Annotated in this window: 13 protein-coding genes; 9 read left to right on the forward strand and 4 right to left on the reverse strand. The window is 60.8% G+C overall.

All coding sequences use genetic code 11. The features are described 5' to 3' along the window. Positions 1–280 precede the first annotated feature (280 nt). The gene (locus HZB60_07570; protein MBI5059619.1) at positions 281–718 is read left to right on the forward strand and encodes a hypothetical protein; all 438 of its coding nucleotides are present in this window, start codon (positions 281–283) and stop codon (positions 716–718) included. On the opposite strand, the gene nadB is transcribed toward HZB60_07570, so the two are convergent. From nadB to HZB60_07590, 4 genes are all read right to left on the reverse strand, one after another. Beyond that, positions 621–2,258, reverse strand: coding sequence for an L-aspartate oxidase (nadB, locus tag HZB60_07575; GenBank protein MBI5059620.1), 1,638 nt, complete (start codon positions 2,256–2,258; stop codon positions 621–623). The genes HZB60_07570 and nadB overlap by 98 nt on opposite strands. A 101-nt stretch (positions 2,259–2,359) precedes the next feature. Continuing rightward, on the reverse strand, positions 2,360–5,482 hold the full coding sequence (locus tag HZB60_07580) for a T9SS type A sorting domain-containing protein (protein ID MBI5059621.1): 3,123 nt from the start codon (positions 5,480–5,482) through the stop codon (positions 2,360–2,362). A gap of 38 nt (positions 5,483–5,520) precedes the next feature. After that, positions 5,521–8,325, reverse strand: coding sequence for a S8 family peptidase (locus tag HZB60_07585; protein ID MBI5059622.1), 2,805 nt, complete (start codon positions 8,323–8,325; stop codon positions 5,521–5,523). Positions 8,326–8,331: 6 nt separating this feature from the next. Beyond that, positions 8,332–9,459 carry an aminotransferase class I/II-fold pyridoxal phosphate-dependent enzyme gene (locus HZB60_07590; protein ID MBI5059623.1) on the reverse strand — a complete coding sequence of 376 codons (1,128 nt, stop codon included), beginning with the start codon at positions 9,457–9,459 and terminating at the stop codon, positions 8,332–8,334. A 298-nt stretch (positions 9,460–9,757) separates the two neighbouring features. Here HZB60_07590 and HZB60_07595 point away from each other — a divergent pair, with 298 nt between their 5' ends. From HZB60_07595 to lon, 8 genes are all read left to right on the forward strand, one after another. Beyond that, on the forward strand, positions 9,758–10,336 hold the full coding sequence (locus HZB60_07595; GenBank protein ID MBI5059624.1) for an HAD hydrolase family protein: 579 nt from the start codon (positions 9,758–9,760) through the stop codon (positions 10,334–10,336). Further along, positions 10,323–11,327 carry a KpsF/GutQ family sugar-phosphate isomerase gene (locus tag HZB60_07600; protein MBI5059625.1) on the forward strand — a complete coding sequence of 335 codons (1,005 nt, stop codon included), beginning with the start codon at positions 10,323–10,325 and terminating at the stop codon, positions 11,325–11,327. The genes HZB60_07595 and HZB60_07600 overlap by 14 nt, the downstream gene beginning before the upstream one ends. Next, complete coding sequence (gene lptC / locus HZB60_07605) at positions 11,324–11,914, forward strand: LPS export ABC transporter periplasmic protein LptC (protein ID MBI5059626.1); 591 nt, start codon at positions 11,324–11,326, stop codon at positions 11,912–11,914. The genes HZB60_07600 and lptC overlap by 4 nt, the downstream gene beginning before the upstream one ends. A gap of 5 nt (positions 11,915–11,919) precedes the next feature. Then, complete coding sequence (locus tag HZB60_07610; GenBank protein MBI5059627.1) at positions 11,920–13,074, forward strand: hypothetical protein; 1,155 nt, start codon at positions 11,920–11,922, stop codon at positions 13,072–13,074. Positions 13,075–13,150: 76 nt separating this feature from the next. Next, entirely contained in the window at positions 13,151–15,661 is a 2,511-nt protein-coding gene (locus tag HZB60_07615) for a hypothetical protein (protein ID MBI5059628.1), read from the forward strand. Further along, entirely contained in the window at positions 15,661–16,449 is a 789-nt protein-coding gene (gene lptB, locus HZB60_07620; protein ID MBI5059629.1) for an LPS export ABC transporter ATP-binding protein, read from the forward strand. The genes HZB60_07615 and lptB overlap by 1 nt, the downstream gene beginning before the upstream one ends. Positions 16,450–16,774: 325 nt before the next feature. Then, the gene (gene rpoN, locus HZB60_07625; protein MBI5059630.1) at positions 16,775–18,265 is read left to right on the forward strand and encodes an RNA polymerase factor sigma-54; all 1,491 of its coding nucleotides are present in this window, start codon (positions 16,775–16,777) and stop codon (positions 18,263–18,265) included. A gap of 195 nt (positions 18,266–18,460) precedes the next feature. Then, positions 18,461–20,857 (forward strand): endopeptidase La, encoded by a 2,397-nt coding sequence (gene lon, locus HZB60_07630; GenBank protein ID MBI5059631.1) that lies wholly within the window; start codon positions 18,461–18,463, stop codon positions 20,855–20,857. The last annotated feature ends 60 nt before the right edge of the window (positions 20,858–20,917 follow it).

The following is a 20,917-nucleotide window of genomic DNA, read 5'->3' on the forward strand; positions in this document are numbered from 1 at the left end:
GCCCGTGCGGAGGCGCTGCAGTAGCTCCGCTTCGTCACTCCGCATTGCGTGGCCTGGGTTCTCCGCTAATCGTCTCGTAAGATTAGACCGTTCGCCTGCAGGAATGTTTCAGCATGTACAATGAAGGCTCGTTCAACCGCATACCGCAACATTACTCGCCCATTCGTACTCTACAGGTTGGGTGGCGGGCAATCGCATGCTCAACCTGTGTTAACGTAAACCAATGCAGGATCAAGAGTTATATGCTCCATGCCGCCCCACGACAACTCAAGGAGTCGCTATGAGTACTGAAGAACTGGCCATCATGATTCCGATCATCGGGATTCTCGGCAGCTTTCTCGTGGTCATCGTGTTCGTGCTGGCCGACAACCGGACCCGCCGCATGCGAGCGAAAATGCTGCACGACGAGCGCATGATCGCACTGGAAAAGGGGCTGCCCGTCCCGATGGACGATGCGTTCGCGAAGAAACGCCGCTACTTCAGGTCCGGTTTGGTCTGGTGTTCCATCGGCCTCGGATTGATGACGCTGGGAATCGTCGCGACCGAGAATGATGCGAATGAGCTGTTTGGAGTCGGATCGATTCCGCTCCTGATCGGCCTCGCGCTGATCGCCGGAGACCTTATTGATCTGAAACGAGCGAAAGCAGAGCGGGATAGAGTGATTTCACCGTATCTTGCGGCGGAGACTGAGCCGCGGAGTTCGGCCGGTCGCTCATAAAGTGCAGTCCGCGGCTCTCCGAGCGGCTTTGAGCGCAAGAGACGATCAGATCGGCCATGATCGCCAAATTGCGCAATTCCACTAAAGGGGCGCTGATCCTCGTCCGGCGGTAGAAGTCCGTCACTTCGTCAACCAGCAGGTCGAGTCGGCGCCGCGCCCGTTGCAGGCGCAACGTCGAGCGCACGATACCCACGTAATCCCACATCAGTTTGCGGATTTCGTTGCGGTCGTGCTGCACGAGAATCCACTCTTCCGAGTTCACTGTGCCTTCCTCCGACCACGATTGGGCTTCCGGCGCGGGCGGACACTCGCGCAGCCATTCGCCGCAACTGGCCGCCGCCTGATCCGCAAAGACGACCGCTTCCAACAGGGAATTTGACGCGAGGCGGTTCGCACCGTGGACGCCGGTCATGGCCACTTCCCCGATCGCGAATAGGCCGGGAATTGAGGTGCGCGCCCGCAGATCCGTGACGACCCCGCCGCACTGATAGTGGGCGGCCGGCACCACCGGAATCGGATCGGCCGTGAAGTCGATATTGTGACCGCGGCAAATCGTATCAATATGCGGGAACTCGCGCCGCAATCCGGGCGCATCGAGATGAGACGCGTCGAGCAGCACATAGCGCTCGCCGCGTTTTTTCATTTCCGCGTCAATCGCCCGGGCCACGATATCACGCGGCGCCAACTCGCCGCGTTCGTCGTACTTGAGCATGAAGCGCTCGCCGTCGAGGTTTTTCAGGAGCGCTCCATGTCCGCGCAACGCTTCCGTAATCAGCTCGCGAGGCTTGTCATCCGAACCCGGTTGATAGAGCGTGGTCGGATGAAATTGCATGAATTCGAGATTTCCGACCCGCGCTCCGGCCCGCCAGGCCGCCACCACGCCGTCGCCGGTCGCGATGGTCGGATTGGTGGTGTGCTCATACACCGTGCCCGAACCGCCGGTCGCCAGCACCACCGCCCGGGCCGTGATCGTCTTTACGAAGTTCTTCCGCGTCTCGAGCACATAGGCGCCATAGCAGCGCGGCGTGCGCGCCAATTCGCCGGCGCGCGGATGCGGGTCGATCAGGAGATCGATCATCAGATGATGCTCAAGGACGCGCAACCGGCCGGATTTTCGAGCACGACGCAGCAACACCGATTCAATCTCCATCCCGGTGCGGTCCCGATGATGCAAGATGCGCGACCGACTGTGCCCGCCTTCGCGCCCCAATGACAACTCGCCCTCATGACGCGAGAACCGAACGCCCAGCTCCATCAACTCCCGAATCCGCGTGGGCGCCGTTTCCACCACGAGGCGCACCGCGTCCTCGTGACACAACCCCGCGCCCGCGCGCAAGGTGTCCTCGACGTGCAGTTGAATGTCGTCGTCTTGTGCCGTGACCGCGGCGATCCCGCCCTGCGCCCAATTCGTGGCGGACTCGGCGCTCTGCTTCTTCGTGACCAGGATCACGTCCGCGACTTGCGAAAGCTTCAGCGCCAAACTGAGTCCGGCGATGCCCGAACCCACGATCAAAACGTCCGCCTGGAGAGTGTCCTTCATGAAATGCGAAGAGGAGGATTCGGGCCCGTTGGTGTTCGCGGCAAATCAGAGAAGCGAAGCGACCGGAGACGTCCACTCCGGATACAGCTGGGGACTCCCGGTCAACGAAGCAACAGCAGCTTGCGCGTCTCGTCGAAGATCGATCCGGCGCGCAGACGATAGAAATAGACCCCGGAGGGCAGCGGCATGCCGTGGTCGTCGCGGCTATCCCAGCTCGCGGCATACTCCGATGCCGGCTGCAAGGCCCGTACGAGAGTGCGCACGGTGCGGCCGGTGAGATCATAGACAATGAGTTCGACGGCCGCCGTGCGCGGGATCACATACTTGATCGTCACGTCGCGATTGAACGGATTCGGAAATGCGTTCAACAGGCTGAAATTGGCGGGCGGAACCCGGGGCACGCCTTCCGCCTCGACGGAGTAACGACTGACCTCGCCGCCGACGGAAACGGCATCGACCCGATAGAAATAGCGGACACCGGGTGTGAGCCCGCGCTCCGTGAACACGTACCGCCACGCGGTCGCCGCCGTTCCGCGTCCGACCAGTTGCGAATAGTCCGTAAACGACGCCGTCGGAATGTAGGTGGTATCGCCGTCCAGGCGACGATAGAGATTGAAGCCTTCGTTGTTCAGCTCCGATGCCACGGTCCAAATCACGCGCAGCGCGCCGAAGGCGGTGTCCTGTTCGGTGGTGAAGCCCGTGAATGTCACCGGTAAGGCGATGTCGCGCATTCCAATCGGCCAGGTCGTCGAAATCACCGGATCACCGCCGCAGTCGATCTGCTGCGGCGACGCGACAGAGAGCCGCACGCGATGATAGGCGTTCGCCGCCGCGGCAAACGAAATCGAGGTAAAAAGAAAGGTCTCCGATCCGCTCAGGGGAACGGAAAATCCGGAGAATTCGAAGGCCCCGCCGAACCACGGACCCAGCACCGCGATCTGCTGATCAGCGCCGGGACTGAAGACCGAATCCTGACTCCACCACAGACGCGTGCCGGCCGGCTGCAAGTCAGCCGGGTCCATGTCACCGCCCACCGAAAAACTCACCGCGCGCAGCGCGCTCTGACCTTCCTGTGCCGTAAGGCCGAGATAGAACGCGAGTCGATCCACTTCGCCGGGGACTACCGGCTCCACGCCCAACGAGCCGCCGCGCACCAGCACGCTTGATCCGCTCGGCAAGCGGAGATCCGTGACCGACATCGCCTGCGGCGGATTCGCCAGCGCGTCACGGTACTCGATGGTGAGCATGTACACACCGCGCTGCACCAGCGACTCTCCGCCTTGGACCGAATCGATCCCGACGCCAAACGAAAGTTGCAATGGCACTAAGACAACGATCTTGTCGTTTTCGGCCGATACGTCAGAGAGAAACACCGTGTGAGGAGAGCCCGTGTCAAATTCGGGTCCGCCCGTCTGCGTAAGCGAAATGCGGAGCGTGCCCGGAGACGCCACTTCATCTTGATCCCAGTTGACGAGCAGTCCAGCGTAGGAAATAGTATCGCCCTCGGCTGGCGAATTGATGATCACCGGCGAGGTACTATTGTCGTAAACCGGAACGCGTACGAACGAATAAGCCATGGCGTTTCCGCCCAGATCCTGGTAGCCGACCCGCAATGTGTATCGCGAGCCGTCATAGAGCTGGTTATTCTCGCCCGGCGTTCCTGCCCCCTCCACAGACGTGACCAGATCCGAAGACAGGAGGTCCGCCGCGTTGAGAAAGAACCCCGTGCGTCCCCGGCTCGCCAGTTCACCGAGATGGACCGTCCGCGGGGAGCCCGGGTCCGTGCCGCCGATCGCGATAAACGACAGCACGACGCTCCCCGGCAGCGGAGCCTCGGGGATTTGCACTTGAATCCACACAGTTTGATTAAACCGCTGCCCCGTGATCGGGGCTTCGATCGTCGGCGTGAGCGTCGTCGCGTCCTGCGGCCAGATGTAGCCTTGCTCCGTGTCGCCGGAGTTCTCATTGCCCGCGAGATCGCCGTAGCTCAAGCTGACGTTGTACACCACTTGCGATATCAGCCGGTCATCGAAGCCGTTCGGATTGTACTCGATGTGATCCGAGCCGGTCCCGATCGACCGGCCATCCAACAACAGCGTATGTAAACCGGCGAAGTAGTTCTCGCGATTCAGCAGCAGGTGGTGCTCGAGCGTGTCAACGCGCACGGACAGGGTGTCCATGACGAAACTCAGCCACACGGAATCCGCGGCTTCGGGCAACTGGTAGATAACGAGCACGGTGGAGTCTCCGCTCTCGGATCCCTGCCGCGGCTCGATAAGATTCGGCGGCAGGGTCAGGAAGTCCGCCTGAATCGTGATGGCACTGTCCGCCGCTTCCGGGTTGTTGTTGACATCGGAATAGGCGATCAGGAACCGGAACCTCGCGTCGGGGGTCAGCGAATCGCCGCCCGAAAGCGAATGGACGTCCGGCGAATCGCCGAGATGAAACGCATCCAGTTGCACGCGCTTGTTCGCGCCATCGCTGAAATCTTCCAGCGTCAGGATGTGCTGCTCGTGCGCGTCCGGATCGACGTTCTCGATCACGAGGTAGAGCCGAAAGGTGTCCGCCCACTCCGGCTGACTGTACACCACGTCAAAAAAGCGGCTGATCGAAGAGCGATCGACCGGCTCCAGCAGCTCCGGGGGAACCGTGCGAGAATCCCGAAACGTGATGAATCCGGAATGCAGCTCATCCACCGAATCCTGAGTCTCGATTGCGCCCGGGACCGTGACATACGAAACGCGATGAGCCGAGAACGTATCGACGTGCGCGGTATCATTCGACATCACCGCCAATTCGGCCTGGAAGGACAGCACTCGACCATCGACCAGCGGTTTGAGCGACGCCCGCACACTTAAGCGAGGTGGAACCGAATCCGGCATGAACACATAGGTAATCCGGTCCACGTTCACCGGCAGCACCATGATGCGGGCCCCCGTGCAGGCCGGTCCCGTGTAACCGTGCAACAGCACCTGATTCCGCGTGGCCGCGGCGAGGCCGATTTCGCTCACCGTCCAGTATGTGGAAGGAGTGTGAGAAATGATCAGGTAAAGGCTGTCGGAGTCTTCCACCACCGTATCGCGGGCAGTCGGTGAACCCGAGAGACCGATACCGATGACCTCAGGAATCGGCTGTGCCAGGGCGAGCAGGCAGTCCAGCGCCACGGCGAGCACGAACCACCCGAGGCGGTAACGTCGATGGTATGGATTGAGGAGTGTCTGCATAAATATCGTGATTCGCCGCTGCAAGGGATATGCCGCGATCAGCGGAGAATGAGCAGCTTTCCTGCGACGCGAACGGATGCCGTCTCGATTCGATAAAGGACCAGGCCGGAGGCAGGAGCAAACGGCGAACGGTCGAGCCGGATCGCAGTGGGACCGCCGACGATGTTGGAATACCGCAACAGCTCCTGCCCCAGCAAGTTGTAGAAGACTACGGACGCGGTTTGCCCGAGCGGCAATTGCAAGCGCAGTTGGCCGTAGGCGGGAAGCGGATTCGGGTACAGCCGCGGCGTTTCGACCGCGATCGGCTGCCGGACGTCCGGCGCCGGGGGCAGTCCATAATGTGCGCGGGCTGAGTCCACCCGAGCTTGCAACCCGGCCATGTCGCCCGCCGTCGCGACCGCAAATACCACTGTGCGACTCGCCCCCGGCTCCAGCTCAAACGGTCCCACTGCCGTGACCAGACTCAAATCGAACTCCGTGCCCGGCGAGGCACCGATTCCGGACTGCAAAATCTGCCACTTGCGATTATCATCCCAACCAGCAGCAGGGGTCAACTGCTCGCGGTTATTGAGCACGGAATAGACCGTGAGCGGTGTGTTCAGACCCGCCAGCCCGATCAACGGCTGCCCCGGTGCGGTGGCGGAAACCACCGCGATGCCCGACGGGGTGTCGAATTGCGCGCGATTGCGCGATGACGGCCCCAGGTCCCAATCCATCATGAGTCCGACGAACGCAGAGTCCCAGCGATTCACGGAACGGTTGGTAACGACGTATTCGAGACTCAGGTAATCGGCTTGGTCGTCGCCGGCGAAAGCCAGACCGGAGGCCTGCACCCGCGCGAACAGCGGCAGCGCGGCTCCGCGATCTTCGAACGTCGTCCGGACTTCCCGATCGGCGCGGGGAGAAGCGATTACGCGCGCGAAGCTATCGGGCATCGCGGTCCAATCGAACCGGGCAAACTCCGCATCACCGAAGAAATTGTCGATTACCTGTCCGTCCGCGGCCAGGACAAACGAACCGTGATACAACGCGCCGGTCGGACGTTCCGAAAGTCGCAGACCCGGCCCCAGGTATCGACGATTCGTATAGTCATGATAGCCCAGCGATCCGTGCTCCGCAAATCCGAGCTGGAGGTGGTTCGAGCTCAGCACCACAAATGTCGAATCGAGGATCACGTCGGTCGTGGCGCGGCCGATGAGGCGATTGTCCGCCGCGAGAAAGTCCACGCTGATGGGAATGACCCGGTCGAAGCGCGATTCGGGCGGCAGTGTGATGCGAACCGGCGGGCTGTTCGCAAATGTGTGTCCGGCGATCATGTCGGGGTAGAACGTCAGCGGGTTGTTGATGCCCACGCTGTCCTCGCGCGTCAAGACCAAGGCATGCACGCCGCTCAGCGGCCCGAGCTCATCCCACACGCCGATAACCAGCTCGGCGGATTCTCCCGGTTCCACATGCCCGTCGCCGTCGCCATCGATTTCGAGATAGTCGGTGTACGCGATTCGGACTCCGCTGACGGAATCCGCCAATGCGCGGTAGGCATTCAATCGCCCTAAACCGAGACCACCCGCCTCCAACGAGTTCAACGCGTCGATCGGATCGGCCGATGACGCCACGCGCTGCGCCACCTGAAGGCCCGTGAGTCCGGGATAGCGCGACACGACCAAGCCACAGACCGCGCTGACAAACGGCGCCGCCATGCTGGTGCCCTGCCAGGTGTCATAGGCCGGGTTGCCCACGGTGTCGATCATCGTCGAGAGAATGGCCACACCCGGAGCGCTGAGCTTGATCCAAGGCCCGTACTGGGTGAAGTCAGCGGCGCGATCATCAAGCCGCGTCGCGGAAACACTCAAGACGCCTTCCGAGGCGGCCGGATAATGTGGACTCGTCCGCGCGTTGATGTTGTTCCCGGCCGCCGCCACGACGACGGCTCCGCGCTGTAACACATGGTTGAGCACGTCCCGTTCGTAAGCAGACTCCGAGCCTCCGCCCCATGAGCAATTGATGACCCGCGCTCCCGCGCGCCAAGCATAGTAAACGCCTTCGAATCCGTACGGAATCGAGTTGTTAGAACCCGCACGGATGCCCATGATTTTGCAATCGGGAGCAATCCCCGCGATGCCGCGCCCGTTGTTGCGCAGCGCGCCAATCACGCCCGCGACGTGAGTGCCGTGCGACTCATCCCGGACGCGCGGACTGGGAGTCGGATCGCCATCGCCGTCCACGAAATCATAACCGAACAGATCGTCGATGTAGCCGTTTAGATCGTCGTCCACTCCCGGCCAGCCCGCCTGCTCCGCCGAATTGCTCCAACTCTGACCGGCAAGCTCGGGATGTGTGAAGTCAACTCCGAGATCCACCACCGCAATCGCCACCGTCGGATCGCCGCGGGTTAGATTCCACGCCGATTCCATCTCAATCTTTTGCAAACCCCACTGCTGAGTGTAGAACGGATCGTCGGGAACGCCGTCGAGCGGCGACCGCCCCCCGTGTTCACGGGCGTCGCCGTCAACATACCTGATCGGCCGTCGTTCCGCATATTCGACGCGCACATCCTGGCTCAGCATCGCGAGCAGAACTGCAACATCGGCGGCTTGCCGCGCACGAACAACGCAGATCCGCGCCAGGTCGGGAGCCTCACGCGCGCTGACCGGCAGCGCCGGGTGGATCGCCTCGATTCGCGCATCCAGCTCCGGCAGCAAGGATGCCGCGTCAAGCGTGGCCGGCAGCTGTCGCCACTTCACCATGACATCCAGCGCGGGCGATCCCAGATCGGGGACACCGCAAAGGCCGGAGGCGACGATTGTGAACAGCAGTGCGAAGAGCAGAGGAATCGGAGTTCCCATCAGATCTTATAGTGCATGAATGCGACGGCTGAGCCGGGCCAACCCTTCGCGCATCTCGGGCTGTGGCCCGCCAAAACTAACTCTCACCGAACCGGGAGCATTGAACAATGATCCGGGAAACACGATCGTCTCATCGTCAGTCAACAAGCCGCGCGTAAATTCAATGTCATCCGTGCCGGCAGGAAGTATGACCAGCGCCGTAATGCCCGCGGCCGGAATCACGCAGTGCGCGCGAGGTGTCTGGCGAACGAATTCGTCGAATAGGGATCGGCCCTCGGCATGCTTGGCCGCGTTCCGAATGAGGAAGTCGATAGCAGCAGGCGAACTCATGATGCGCCAGGCCAAATCCTCGGTCATGTACGGCTGGTTTACGCCCAACAGATTGTTGAGCCGGTAGGCGCGCCGGATCAGGTCCGCCGGTCCCACGGCCCAACCCACCCGCAGCCCGTCGAGACCCCAGCATTTGTCTAGTCCGTTGATCGAGACCGCTCCCGACGCAAAACCATGTTCCCGATGATCGCGTGTGATCCAGGGCAGAAAGACTTCGTCCACCATCACCGTCGCTCCGACCGTTGACGCCGTTTCGACAAGTCCGCGCACCAGATCGCCGGACATGCAAACATTCGTCGGATTATGCAAGTTGGTGAGGCAGACCAATCGCGTGCGGTCGGTCAGGAGTGACTTGAGCTCCGCCGCGTCGGGCAAGCAGCCGTGCTCCATTCGGCGCGGAAGGTCCACTACCCGTTCACTCCAAACCTCCACCCCGTTGCGCGGAGGTTCGTACGTCGGTGTCTCAAAGATGGCCTCGCCGCCGCCGGAAAGGGCCGCCCCGGCGATGAGAAAATCGCACTGGCTGGCCCCCTGGGCCAGCAGCACGTTTTCGGGCCGCGCCCCATACCATTCGGCGATGACTTCCTTGAGGCGCTCATGGCCGGCGAAGTTCGGGCCCGTGAGTGCGGGCCGGAACGGTCCGCCCGGCACGCTGTCGAGGCTGGTGAACTGGGTAATACCGCTCCGCGCCAAATTGTAAACCGCGCCTGAGTAGCCGAACTTGGCGAACTCCATCAGCGCAGAAGGCCGCCAATTGATGAACTCGGCGGTGGAGCTATCGGTTTCGAAGTGTAGTGATGGCAAGGGTGTCGAGGAGGGATCGAGGACGCAATCAAACTGCCGTAGAACGAGGCCAAACTGCCGTCATTAATATACCGTATCCAAAGTACGTTCTAACCGTTAGAAAGTCAAGACGGCGGGAACGACCGAAATGCTTAAATAGCCTGAACTTTGCAGATTCTCGTGCGAGGCTCGACTCGATTCGGGGCCGCTGCCGAGGGAACCACTCAACCTGGTGGAGTGGCTTGACAATCCCGAGGCAAAACAGTATCTTAAGTGAATACAAGCAAAAATTGTACCCCGGGGCATGGTTTCCGCCCGGGTGGAACTGCGAACCTCAACCGCCTTGCCCCCTTTTGACCTACTGACCCCCGAGCTGCGCGCCCGACTATCCAGAATTCGATTTCTGCTATTAGATGTGGATGGCGTCCTCACCGACGGACGCCTATCGCTCTCGGACTCCGAAATCGAGGCGAAGACCTACTCTACGCGGGATGGCTTCGCCATCGTCTGGATCAAGAACTACGGCCTCGCCGTTGGCGTTATCTCCGGACGTCGCTCATCCGGAACCGACCGGCGTTGCCGCGACCTCAAGATGGATGAAATTCACCTCGGACACCTGAAGAAGGTTGCCGTCTATGAAGAAATCGCACAGCGGCGCGGTCTCGGCGACGACGAAATCGCCTTTATCGGGGACGATCTGATTGACCTCCCCTTAATGAAGCGAGTCGGGGTGTCCGCTTGTCCGGCAGATGCACACTTCGAAGTCGCGGCGCGCGTTGACGTCGTACTTCGACATCCCGGCGGCAACGGCGCGATTCGGGAGTTCATCGATCTGTGGTTGATGGCGGCGGGCAAGTGGGAGCAGTCCATAGAGGACATCTTCAATGGCAATTATTGATCACACCGTCCCGGTACGGATCAAACCCGAGAGCCTGGCCGTCGCCACGCGTCTGATTCGGATCGAGGCGGAGTCAGTGCGGGCGCTATCGGAACGAATTGACCCGGAATTTGAAAAGGCGGTCGCACTGCTCTCGGCTACCCGGGGGCGTGTGGTGGTGACGGGGATCGGGAAATCCGGTCACATCGGCAGAAAGATCTCCGCGACTTTTGCCAGTACCGGAACGCCGTCGTCGTATCTGCATCCCTCCGAAGCCGCGCACGGCGACCTCGGAATGGTCACCCGGAACGATGCGGTGGTTGTCATCTCAAAGAGCGGATCGACGGACGACTTGTTGAACCTGATGCCGTATTTCAAGCTGCTGAACGTTCCCGTCATCGGTTTGCTCGGCGAAGTGCGAAGTCCGCTGGGCGAGAAATGCGACGTCGTGCTCGATCTGAGCGTGATCGAAGAGGGCTGTCCGCTGGACCTTGCTCCGACAGCCTCCACGACGGCGACGCTGGCGATGGGGGACGCGTTGGCGGTGGCGTTGATGACTGAAAAGGATTTCAAGCCGCAGGATTTCGCGTTTCTGCATCCGGGCGGCGCGCTGGGACGAAGACTGAGCATGCGCGTCGAAGATGTGATGCACACCGGCGAGAATATTCCGATCAGTCCGGCCGACGCCTCCCTGCGCGAGTGCATCGTCGAAATGACGCGCAAGCGCCTCGGCGCCACCTGCATCCTCTCGACCGCGGGGGAACTGGCCGGGATCTTCACGGACGGCGATCTGCGCCGGGCCTTCGAGCGTGGAGTGGAGCTGGAGACTACGCGAGCACTGCAGGTTGCTACCCTCAGACCCAAGACCATCGCTCCGCAAACCCTGGTTGCCCGGGCAGTGAACCTCATGGAGGCATACAATATCCTGGTGTTGCCGGTCGTCGCCCTCGACGGCCACGTGGTCGGCATCGTCCACCTGCACGATCTGCTGAAATCGGGAATCGGCCGGTGACGTTTCCCGCGTTGCTCGCGCTGTTAGCACTTGCCCTGTGCAGCGGCTGCACTAAGATCGGCGGGCCGGACGCCGACAAAGCGGCGGGTGAATTGCCGGAGCAGGAATTGTACAACGCCACGATCCGCTTCTATCAGAGCGAGCGAACCTCCGCGATCCTGCGCGCCGGGCGAATCCGCAAATTCCAAAAGCAGTCCACCGTGCTGTTGGACCAGAGAGTACACATCGATTTCTTCAACCAGGCCGGTCAACACACGACTTCGCTCGTCTCCGATTCAGCCCGCGCGGACGACACCAAGCATGATATGGTCGCCATGGGACACGTGGTCGCGAAGTCCGATAGCGGCGAGATTCTGGAGACGCAATTCCTGCGCTGGGAGAATAAGACGCGACGAATCATCTCTGACGCTCCAGTCAAGCTCTCCACGCCGACCGACACGCTCTTCGGCAGCCATTTTGTCTCGGACGAACACCTGCGAAACTGGCAGATCGAGCAGCCCACAGGCGTAACTTTCCGTGAGCTGGAGCAGCGCGCTCAGCGCGACAGCGCGGCGGGCGCGCCGCCGGACACCGCGGCGAACGAGTGACGTCGATGCTGCGCCGACTCTTATCGCTGATCTTCGTCGTGTGCGCCGTGCGCGGATGGCCGCAAGAGAGCACACCGATCGTGCTGGAGCGCGCCAACTCATTGCAATCGTTTGAAACGAACGGCACGCGCTGGCAGGAGTTGCGCGGCGACGTGATGATGACTCGCGACAGCCTGACCGTTACCTGCCAGAACGCGCTGTACTATCCGGACTCGGGTCTGGTCATCTTCACGAATAACGTCGAGTTCCGCGATCCGACCCGGCTGCTACTCGCCGATGAAGTCATTTACAACGACTTCACGCAGGAAGTTCTGGCCACGAGCAATGTGCGCATCTACCAGCAAGATACGCTGTCGGCGACAGCCCGCAAGGCAAAGTATCGCCAGCGCTTCAAGCAGGCCTGGCTCTACGATGATGTAAGACTCCGCGAGGAGAACCGGCGGATTCTGCTGAGCGGAGCGGTCGGCTACCTGGATCACGAGCGCAATTACGGCTGGGTTGCAGGCAACCCGGTCCTGGTCGAACGAGACTCCTCCCTGAGAGTCACGACCGAAATCCACGGCGATACCGTTATCTACGACGATGCGCTGGATCAAGCGCGATGCGTCGGCAAGGTCACGATCGAACGCGACAGCCTGATCGCCAGCGGTTCCGACCTCGTCTATTCCACGCAGCAGAAGGTCGCCGTGCTCACCGGTTCACCCGTCGCAACGCGGGCGCAGGACGTGATTAACGGCGATACCTTGAAATTGCACTTCGAGGGCGAAGTACTGGATCGCGTCGAGGTGATCGGCAACGCCCTCGCTACCAGCCCCGCGGACAGCGGATTCAGCGAGCCGCGGCACCGGATGGAAGGCCAGCGGATGACGCTCTGGGTTGACAGCTCGCGGATCTCGCGGGCGCTGATTGAAGGCAATGCCATCGCGACCTACTTCGTGCGCGAAGACAGCCAGCCGCGCGGACTGAATATCACCTCCGGCGACCGGCTCCGCGTCTTCTTCGACGAGCACAAGATCTCCCGGATCCGCGTCGAGGGCGGCACCGAAGGCAATTACACTCCGCAACGACTAATGGCCGCTGCCGCCGCCGACACTACGGCCGCCCGACCGCAGAGTACACCGCCGCCGCCGCGCCGCGCGCCGGGTCTGCCACGCAGATAGTCTGCGCCCTCATTTCACCACTTAGGTTCCGGCTCCGTAACGGCGATGAAGCGGAGCTCTATCAGGAGATCAGCAATTGGCGAGTCCGAAGTCTCGTACCAAACCTGCCCACACCGCGACCGAGCCGCCTGCTTCCGCAATGCGGCCGTGGCTGCGCGACGCCATTGCCTGCGCCGCGATCTTCCTCGCGGTCTTCATCATGTTCCCGGAAATGGCAATCAACGGCAAACTCTTCTCGCGCGGAGATGACAGCGAGTCCGCCGCCTCGATGAACGAATTCGCCGTGCAGGAGGCGCAGGCGCGGGAGTATCCGCTCTGGTGCCCATACGTGTTCGGGGGCTTTCCGTCGTTGGCCGCCGGCGGCTATTCGAACTACGAGCACATGGGCATGCCGTACGCGCTGGCCAATCGCTATCTTTCGCCGCGCTACTGGATGGACGTCGTGACCACGCGAGTGCTGTTTTGGGGCGGCTTCGGCGATGAACATTCCAGCGCGCGCTGGCTACTCGCGCTGTTCCTCTATGCCGGGCTGTTCACCTATCTGCTCATGCGCAGTCTGAACTTCGATGCCTTGATTTCGCTGTTCAGTTCACTGCTCATGGCCTGGAATCCGTATCTGATTTCGCTGGCGACGGCTGCGCACGGCGGAAAGATGATGACCTTCATCTATCTGCCGCTGATTCTGCTCTTGACGTGGAACGTCATGAGCAAGCGGCGACTCTTGGATCTGGCTTTGCTGGCGGCGGCCTTCGGCTGGCAAATCGCCGTGGGGGGGCACACGCAGATCCTGTTCTACAGCTTTGCCGCGGTAGGGCTCGTCTATCTGGTCTGGCTGATCTTTGAGCTGAAAGAGCGTCCGTTGGCGCTGGCCTTCAAGCCCGCCGCGTTCATCGGCGTCGCGCTGCTGCTGGGCTTCGCCGTCGGGGCACTTTGGTATGTCCCGCTCCTGAAGTTCGTCGGCTATTCGATTCGCGGCATGGCGCCGGCGTTTGCCGAGACCGCGCAGCCCGGCTATTCGATGGCGGACGCGACGATGTGGTCGTTTCATCCACAGGAGCTGCTCACGTTCGTCGTGCCGTCGTGGTTCGGTCTGAAATCCCCGTACTACTGGGGCGACATGCCGTTCACGTCGTCGAGTTTCTACTTCGGCGTTGTGCCGCTGCTGTTCGCCGTGCTGGCCTTTTTCGGGAAGAAGGACCGCCTGTTCTGGGGATTGTTAGCGGTTTCCGGGTTTGCTTTGCTGCTCTCGTTCGGCAAGCACTTCGAGACCTTCTACGGCCTGTTCTTCGACCACTTCCCCTTCTTCAACAAGTTCCGAACACCGTCGCTGATCCTGCTGTTGGCCGTACTGGCGGGCATCGTGTGGGCGGGTTACGGGTTGCGGTTCGTACTGGGTCTCGGAGAAGACCCAAAGTGGAAGAAACGATTCCTGATTGGCGGGGTCGTCTGTTTGGCGCTGCTGCTGCTGTTTGTCGTGGCCGGCGGAGTCTTCTCCGGACTGTTCGGATCGTTCGCAAAAGCCGGTGAAGAGCGCCAATACAACCCGCAGCAACTCGAGCAGCTCCGGCAGATTCGGTTTGACATGCTGAAGAAAGACCTGTTGTTCTCCTTGTTCTGGTTGACCGCCGCGTTTGCCGCGTGCTGGGCACTCCTGTCGCGCAAGCTGAAGCCGAACCTGTTCCTCATCGGGATGATTCTGATTACGCTGATTGACCTCTGGCGGTTCTCCCATCAGTTCTTCGAGCCGCAGCCGGCCGGAGACGCACTGGCCGGCCTGAAACCCAACAAGGTGGTCGAAGCGCTGAAGTTGGACAAGAGCGTGTTTCGGGTGATGCCGCTCGGTCGAATCGCACAGGACAACCGGTGGGCGGCATGGGAGGTCGCGTCGCTCGGCGGCTATCATGGCGCCAAGATGCGCAGTTATCAGGACTATCAAGACTACGTCTTCACCAAGGGCAGCGATCCGCAAGTTCCGGTCAACTTCGAGTGCTACTCCGCGATGAACTGCAAGTACTTCGTCGCGGAGGGGCAACTACCGCCCGAACTCGGTTATGAGCAGGTCGCTGTGGACCAACAGGCAAAGTGGATCCTCTATCGCAATTCCCACGCGCTCGAACGCGCCTATTTCGTGGACTCCGTGGAAACGATCAGCGACCGCAAGCAGGTGCTGCAACGACTGACGCGCGGCGACTTTGCATGGAACAGCATGGCAACTATTAATGAATCGCTGCCGGGCGCGATCGCGGTCGGCGTGCAGCGGCGGGCCGAGGTCTCTGAGTACATTCCGCACCGGGTGAAGCTGCGCGCCGAAGTCGCCGGCCCGTCCTTCATGGTATTCTCGGATGCCTACTATGAACCGGGTTGGGAAGCGCTGGATAACGGCAAACCCGCCCGGATCTATCTCGTGAACGGCTACGTGCGCGGGCTGTTCTTGCAACCGGGAACTCATGAAATCGAGTACCGGTACGTGGGGACGTACGAGCGGCGCGGCGTGTTGATCGCCACCGTCGCGCATTTCCTCGTGTGGGGACTGGTCGCCGGCTGTTTCCTGTATGAACGGCGGCGCCGACTGGTGGCCGCGGCGTGATGGCGGAACACGATAGCGATGTTCGCATCGAGCGGAGTCGTCCCGAGGCGCTGCGCGAAGCCGCCGTGTTGCGCGGCCGCGATCTCTTGAAGCGCTACGGCCGCCGCACGGTGGTGGACTCGGTCACCGTGCACGTATCAACCGGCGAAATTGTCGGCTTGCTGGGTCCGAACGGGGCCGGCAAGACGACCACGTTCTACATGATGACCGGCATGATCCAGCCGAACGGCGGAGAGATTCTGCTGGGCGACACCGTCATTACGCGCATGCCGATGTACCGGCGGGCGCGGCTGGGCATCGGCTACCTCGCGCAAGAGCCGTCAGTCTTTCGCAAGCTCACGGTCGAGCAGAACCTGATGGCCATTCTGGAGCTGCTCCCCATTCGTCGCCGCGAACGCCAGGAGCGAATGCAGCAATTGCTCGAAGAGTTCACGCTCACGCAGGTGGCGAAGAACAAGGGGTATCAGCTCTCCGGCGGCGAACGTCGCCGCGTCGAAATCGCAAGGTCGTTGGTCACGCGTCCGAAGTTCATGTTGCTTGACGAGCCGTTCGCCGGAATCGACCCCATTGCCGTCAACGATATCCAGCAGATCGTAAAAGGGCTGAAGGGCCGCGGCTTGGGTGTGCTGATCACGGACCACAATGTCCACGAGACCCTGGCCATCACCGACCGCTCCTATCTCCTCTACAGCGGCCGGCTATTGAAAGAGGGCTCAGCCGAGTTTCTGGCCAGTGATGAAGAGGCGCGCCGAATCTACCTCGGCGACACCTTCAAACTGGGTCGGTAGCGGCCGTGCGGCAGGTCTGACCGTGTCATGAGGTATGTCATAGCAATTAGTGCCTCTATCAACCAGCGAAGTCCCCGAGGCAAATCCGTGAGCAGGTCGGACTCCCGATCAAATTCGTTTTCTCTAACTCGTATAAATACAATTATTAATGATTTCTTGAAATCGATGACGGGAACCCGAAACATATGTGCGCAGTGATTGGCATAGGGGTTGCATGTCAGAGGTGGGTGATCAGGCTGGTCTCACGTCAACTCGCTGTGCACGTTCCTGATCACACCCACCCGTAGTCAACCCTCTCTGTCGTCCGGCCTCCAGGTAATGAACCATGACCCAACTCCGGCAAGAATTTCGTCAGCACCAGCGACTTGAGCAGTACCTCCAACCGCAACAGATCCTCCGCAGCGAGCTGATCCAATTGCCCTTGCTCGAGCTCGAACTTCGAGTCCGGCAAGAGCTGGTGGAAAACCCGTTTCTCGAAGAGATCGCCGAGGACGAGGCCATTGTGGACAAGCAGCAAGTCGAGCTGGAATCGGATACCGCGGCGGCAACCTACGAGACTGACCACTCGGAAAATGGGACGACCGAAAAAGCGGCCGAGATAGAATCCGCGCAGGAGGCGACCAAGGAGTCGGACGTTGACTGGGAGAACTTCCTCAGCGATGACGCCGATCAAGGTCTATTCCGGGCCGGAAAGCACATGCCCGATGACATGGTGGAGACCCCGCAGGCTTTCGTGCCCACGCTGTCCGAACACCTTGAGGAGCAGTTGCGATTACAGCGGCTTACCCCGGATGAATTAAAGGTCGGGCAGTACATCATCGGCTCGATCAACAACGACGGCTATCTGAAATACCCGGTCGAAGAAATCGCGCGCGAACTCAATGTGCCGGTGCCGCTGGCGGAGAAGGTGCTGGCCTTGGTCCAGCAACTCGACCCGCCCGGAATCGGGGCGCGACACCCGCAGGAATGCCTGTTGATTCAACTTCGCCAGTGGGACCATCAGGACAAAGCGCGATTGCCAATTCAAATCCTGACCGAGGCCTACGATGACTTGCTCAATAAGCGCTACGAAGTGATCGCCAAAAAGATGAATGTTGCGCTCGACCAGGTTAAGCAGGCCTTCGCCGAGATCCGCAAACTCAACCCCAAGCCGGGCGAAGGCTATTTCGATGAGAAACAGAACTACGTTGTCCCGGACCTGGTCGTGACTCGCGCCGGCGGAGATGACGACGAATTCATCGTCTTCCTGAACGACGGAAATATCCCCAGCTTCCACATCAACACGGCCTACAAGGAGATGTTCCTGTCGGGAAATACCGACAAGAAAGTCAAGGAGTTCGTCACCCGCAAACTCGAGAGCGCCCGCTGGTTCATTAACGCGATTCATCAACGGCAAACCACGATTCTGCGCACCATGCGCGCCATTGTCAAGCGGCAAGAGGGCTTCTTCCGCCACGGCAAGGAACATCTCAAACCGATGATCCTGCAGGATATTGCCGAGGAAATCGGGATGGACATTTCCACGATCTCTCGCGTGACGTCCGGAAAGTACGTGCAGACCGAGTGGGGCGTCTTCGAGCTGAAGTACTTCTTCTCCGAACGCATGGAAACCACCGACGGCGAGGAGATTTCCACGAAAGTCATTAAGGCCCGCCTGCTCGACATCATCGAACAGGAAGGCAAATCAGATCCGCTCTCCGACCAGACCATCGCCGAGATGCTGGCCAAGGAGGGCTACCCCATCGCGCGCCGCACCGTCCAGAAATACCGCGAGCAATTGGCCATCCCGGTCAAGCGCTTGCGGCGAGAGATCTGATTCCCGACGCAGTTTCCGCTCCGGGGCCGGCCTTCCGCCGGCCCTGTTTGTTGCCGGGAGGCCCGGACTTGGCGGATTTGAGCGGAATTGTGTATATTGGGAGCCCGTCGAGCACCGGGAAACTACGCGCGGGTCACCTGTCCAACGGCACGGATCCGGAGCTAACTCTAACTAAATAGCCGTAAACTGGCCCCCATGAGCGATAATCTTCTGACACCCGAGATCGAGTCCTTCCCCGTTCTGCCGCTGCGTGATGTCGTCGTCTTCCCGTCGATGATCTTTCCGTTGCTGATCGGCCGGCCGGGTACGCTCGCCGCCGTCGAACGGGCCATGCTCCTCGAACGCAGGCTGCTGCTGCTGTCGCAGCGCGATCCGAATCAGGAAGAACTGACCCCCGACGATCTCTTCCGCGTGGGGGTCGTCGCCAACATTCTACAGACCCTCAAGCTCCCCAACGGACTGGTCAAGGTGTTGATCGAAGGGCTCTATCGCGCTTCCGCATCGGACATTACCACCGAACAGCAATCCCTCGTCGCCAAAGTTCACCGCCTGCAGTTGCAAAACGTCGATTCGGTCGAAACACGCGCAAACATGAAAGTCGCGCAGCGCCGGTTCCGCGATTACGTGAGTCTGAACCGGCAGTTGCCCGAGGAAGTGCTGATCTCACTCACGTCGGTTACCGAACCTGAGCGGGTCTCCGATTTCATGATGGCGCACCTGCCGCTGCCCGTCGCGCAAAAGCAGGAGGTGCTCGACGAAGCGAATTTGCTCGAACAGTTCGCGATCATCAATCGCGTGCTCGAACATGAAATCGAAATTCTGAAAATCGAGAAGTCGATCGAAGGTCAGGTGCGCGAGAAGATCAGCCGCTCGCAGCGGGTGTACTACCTGCAGGAACAGATGCGGGTGATCAAAAAGGAACTCGGCGAAGAGGGTGACGAAGACTTCGCGGACGTGATCGCCTATCGCAAGCGGATGCGCAAGGCCAAGATGCCGAAGCTGGTGCGCGACCGCGCCGAAGAAGAAATCGAGAAGCTGAAGGGCATGCCGATGATGTCGCCCGAAGCGTCGGTCATCAAGAACTATCTCGATTGGCTGTGCGCGCTGCCCTGGGGAATTCGCACCAAGGATAACCTCGACATCGGCGCCGCGGAGACCATCCTCGATGAAGACCACTTCGGGCTGAAAAAGCCGAAGGAGCGGATTCTCGAGCATCTCGCCGTGCTCAAACGCGTGGACAAGATCAAGGGACCGATCCTCTGCCTCGTCGGTCCGCCCGGCGTCGGCAAGACTTCGCTCGCCCGCTCCGTGGCGCGGGCCATGGGCCGCAAATTCGTGCGCCTCTCGCTCGGCGGCGTGCGCGACGAAGCCGAAATCCGCGGCCACCGCCGTACTTACATCGGGTCCATGCCCGGCCGAATCATCCAATCCATGAAACGCGCGGGATCGATGAACCCCGTCTTCCTGCTCGATGAAATCGACAAGATGGCGTCCGATTTTCGCGGTGATCCGGCGGCAGCGCTGCTGGAAGTCCTCGACCCGGAGCAAAACTCGGCGTTTTCCGATCACTACCTCGAAGTCGATTTCGACCTGTCGCAAATCCTGTTCATCACGACCGCCAATATCCGTCACGACATTCCACTGCCGCTGCAAGATCGCATGGAAGTCATCGAGATCCACGGTTACTTGCGACACGAAAAGCAGCAGATCGCCTCGCACTTCCTGCTGCCCAAGCAAATGCAAGATCACGGCCTGGAGAGCAAGGAGCTCGACGTTACCGCGGCGGCCATGAGCGGGATCATCGATCACTATACCCGTGAATCCGGCGTCCGCGAACTCGAACGAATGCTGGCCCGCGTCTGCCGAAAAGTGGCGCGCGAGAACTCACAGAAAGGACGCGCGCGCGCGCGGCTGACTCCGCTCACCATCGAAAGCTATCTCGGGGTGCCGCCGTTCAAGGAGAATTTGGTTGACCAGATTCATCGCATCGGAAGCGTGGTCGGGCTGGCTTGGACGTCCGTGGGCGGCGACGTGTTGAATATTCAGGCCTCGATCATGAAAGGCAAGGGCAACATTCAGTTGACCGGCCGACTCGGCGAAGTCATGCGTGAATCCGCGCAGGCGGCCATGACCTACTTGCGAGCCTACGGCGGCGCGTGGGGGGTGCCCGTCGATTTCCTGGCTAAGAACGATGTCCACGTCCATATTCCGGAAGGCGCAACACCAAAGGACGGTCCGTCCGCAGGAATTACGCTCGCGACCGCTGTGCTCTCTGCCATCATCAATAAGCCGGTGCCGGCCGACATTGCCATGACCGGGGAGATCACCCTGCGCGGCACGGTCCTGCCGATCGGCGGCTTGCCCGAAAAAACCATGGCCGCGCGACGAGCGCAAATTCGCAAACTGTTCATTCCCTCCGGCAATCGTGTGGATTGGGCCGATCTGGACGCGGAACTCAAAGAAGGGTTCGAGATTCAGTTCGTCGATCAAGTCGAAGAGGTGTGGAACGATATTTTCAAGCAGTCACCGAAGCGCGGCGTGCGCCGCTCCCAGCCGCGCGCCCGCTCTTCCCCGAGCACTCGACCAAACTAAGTTCGACGCCCCGCCGTCGCTCACTGCGCAACAATCAAACGGGCACTTCAGAAGTGCCCG

This window comes from candidate division KSB1 bacterium, from assembly GCA_016214895.1.
Taxonomy (GTDB): Bacteria; Electryoneota; RPQS01; order RPQS01; family RPQS01; genus JACRMR01.

Bases quoted from the DNA above. Each gene is read 5' to 3' on its own strand.
- HZB60_07570 (MBI5059619.1), top strand. From the start codon at position 281: ATGAGTACTGAAGAACTGGCCATCATGATTCCGATCATCGGGATTCTC.
- nadB (MBI5059620.1), bottom strand. From the start codon at position 2,258: ATGAAGGACACTCTCCAGGCGGACGTTTTGATCGTGGGTTCGGGCATC.
- HZB60_07610 (MBI5059627.1), top strand. From the start codon at position 11,920: ATGCTGCGCCGACTCTTATCGCTGATCTTCGTCGTGTGCGCCGTGCGC.
- rpoN (MBI5059630.1), top strand. From the start codon at position 16,775: ATGACCCAACTCCGGCAAGAATTTCGTCAGCACCAGCGACTTGAGCAG.
- HZB60_07600 (MBI5059625.1), top strand. From the start codon at position 10,323: ATGGCAATTATTGATCACACCGTCCCGGTACGGATCAAACCCGAGAGC.
- HZB60_07580 (MBI5059621.1), bottom strand. From the start codon at position 5,482: ATGCAGACACTCCTCAATCCATACCATCGACGTTACCGCCTCGGGTGG.
- HZB60_07585 (MBI5059622.1), bottom strand. From the start codon at position 8,325: ATGGGAACTCCGATTCCTCTGCTCTTCGCACTGCTGTTCACAATCGTC.
- lon (MBI5059631.1), top strand. From the start codon at position 18,461: ATGAGCGATAATCTTCTGACACCCGAGATCGAGTCCTTCCCCGTTCTG.
- lptB (MBI5059629.1), top strand. From the start codon at position 15,661: ATGGCGGAACACGATAGCGATGTTCGCATCGAGCGGAGTCGTCCCGAG.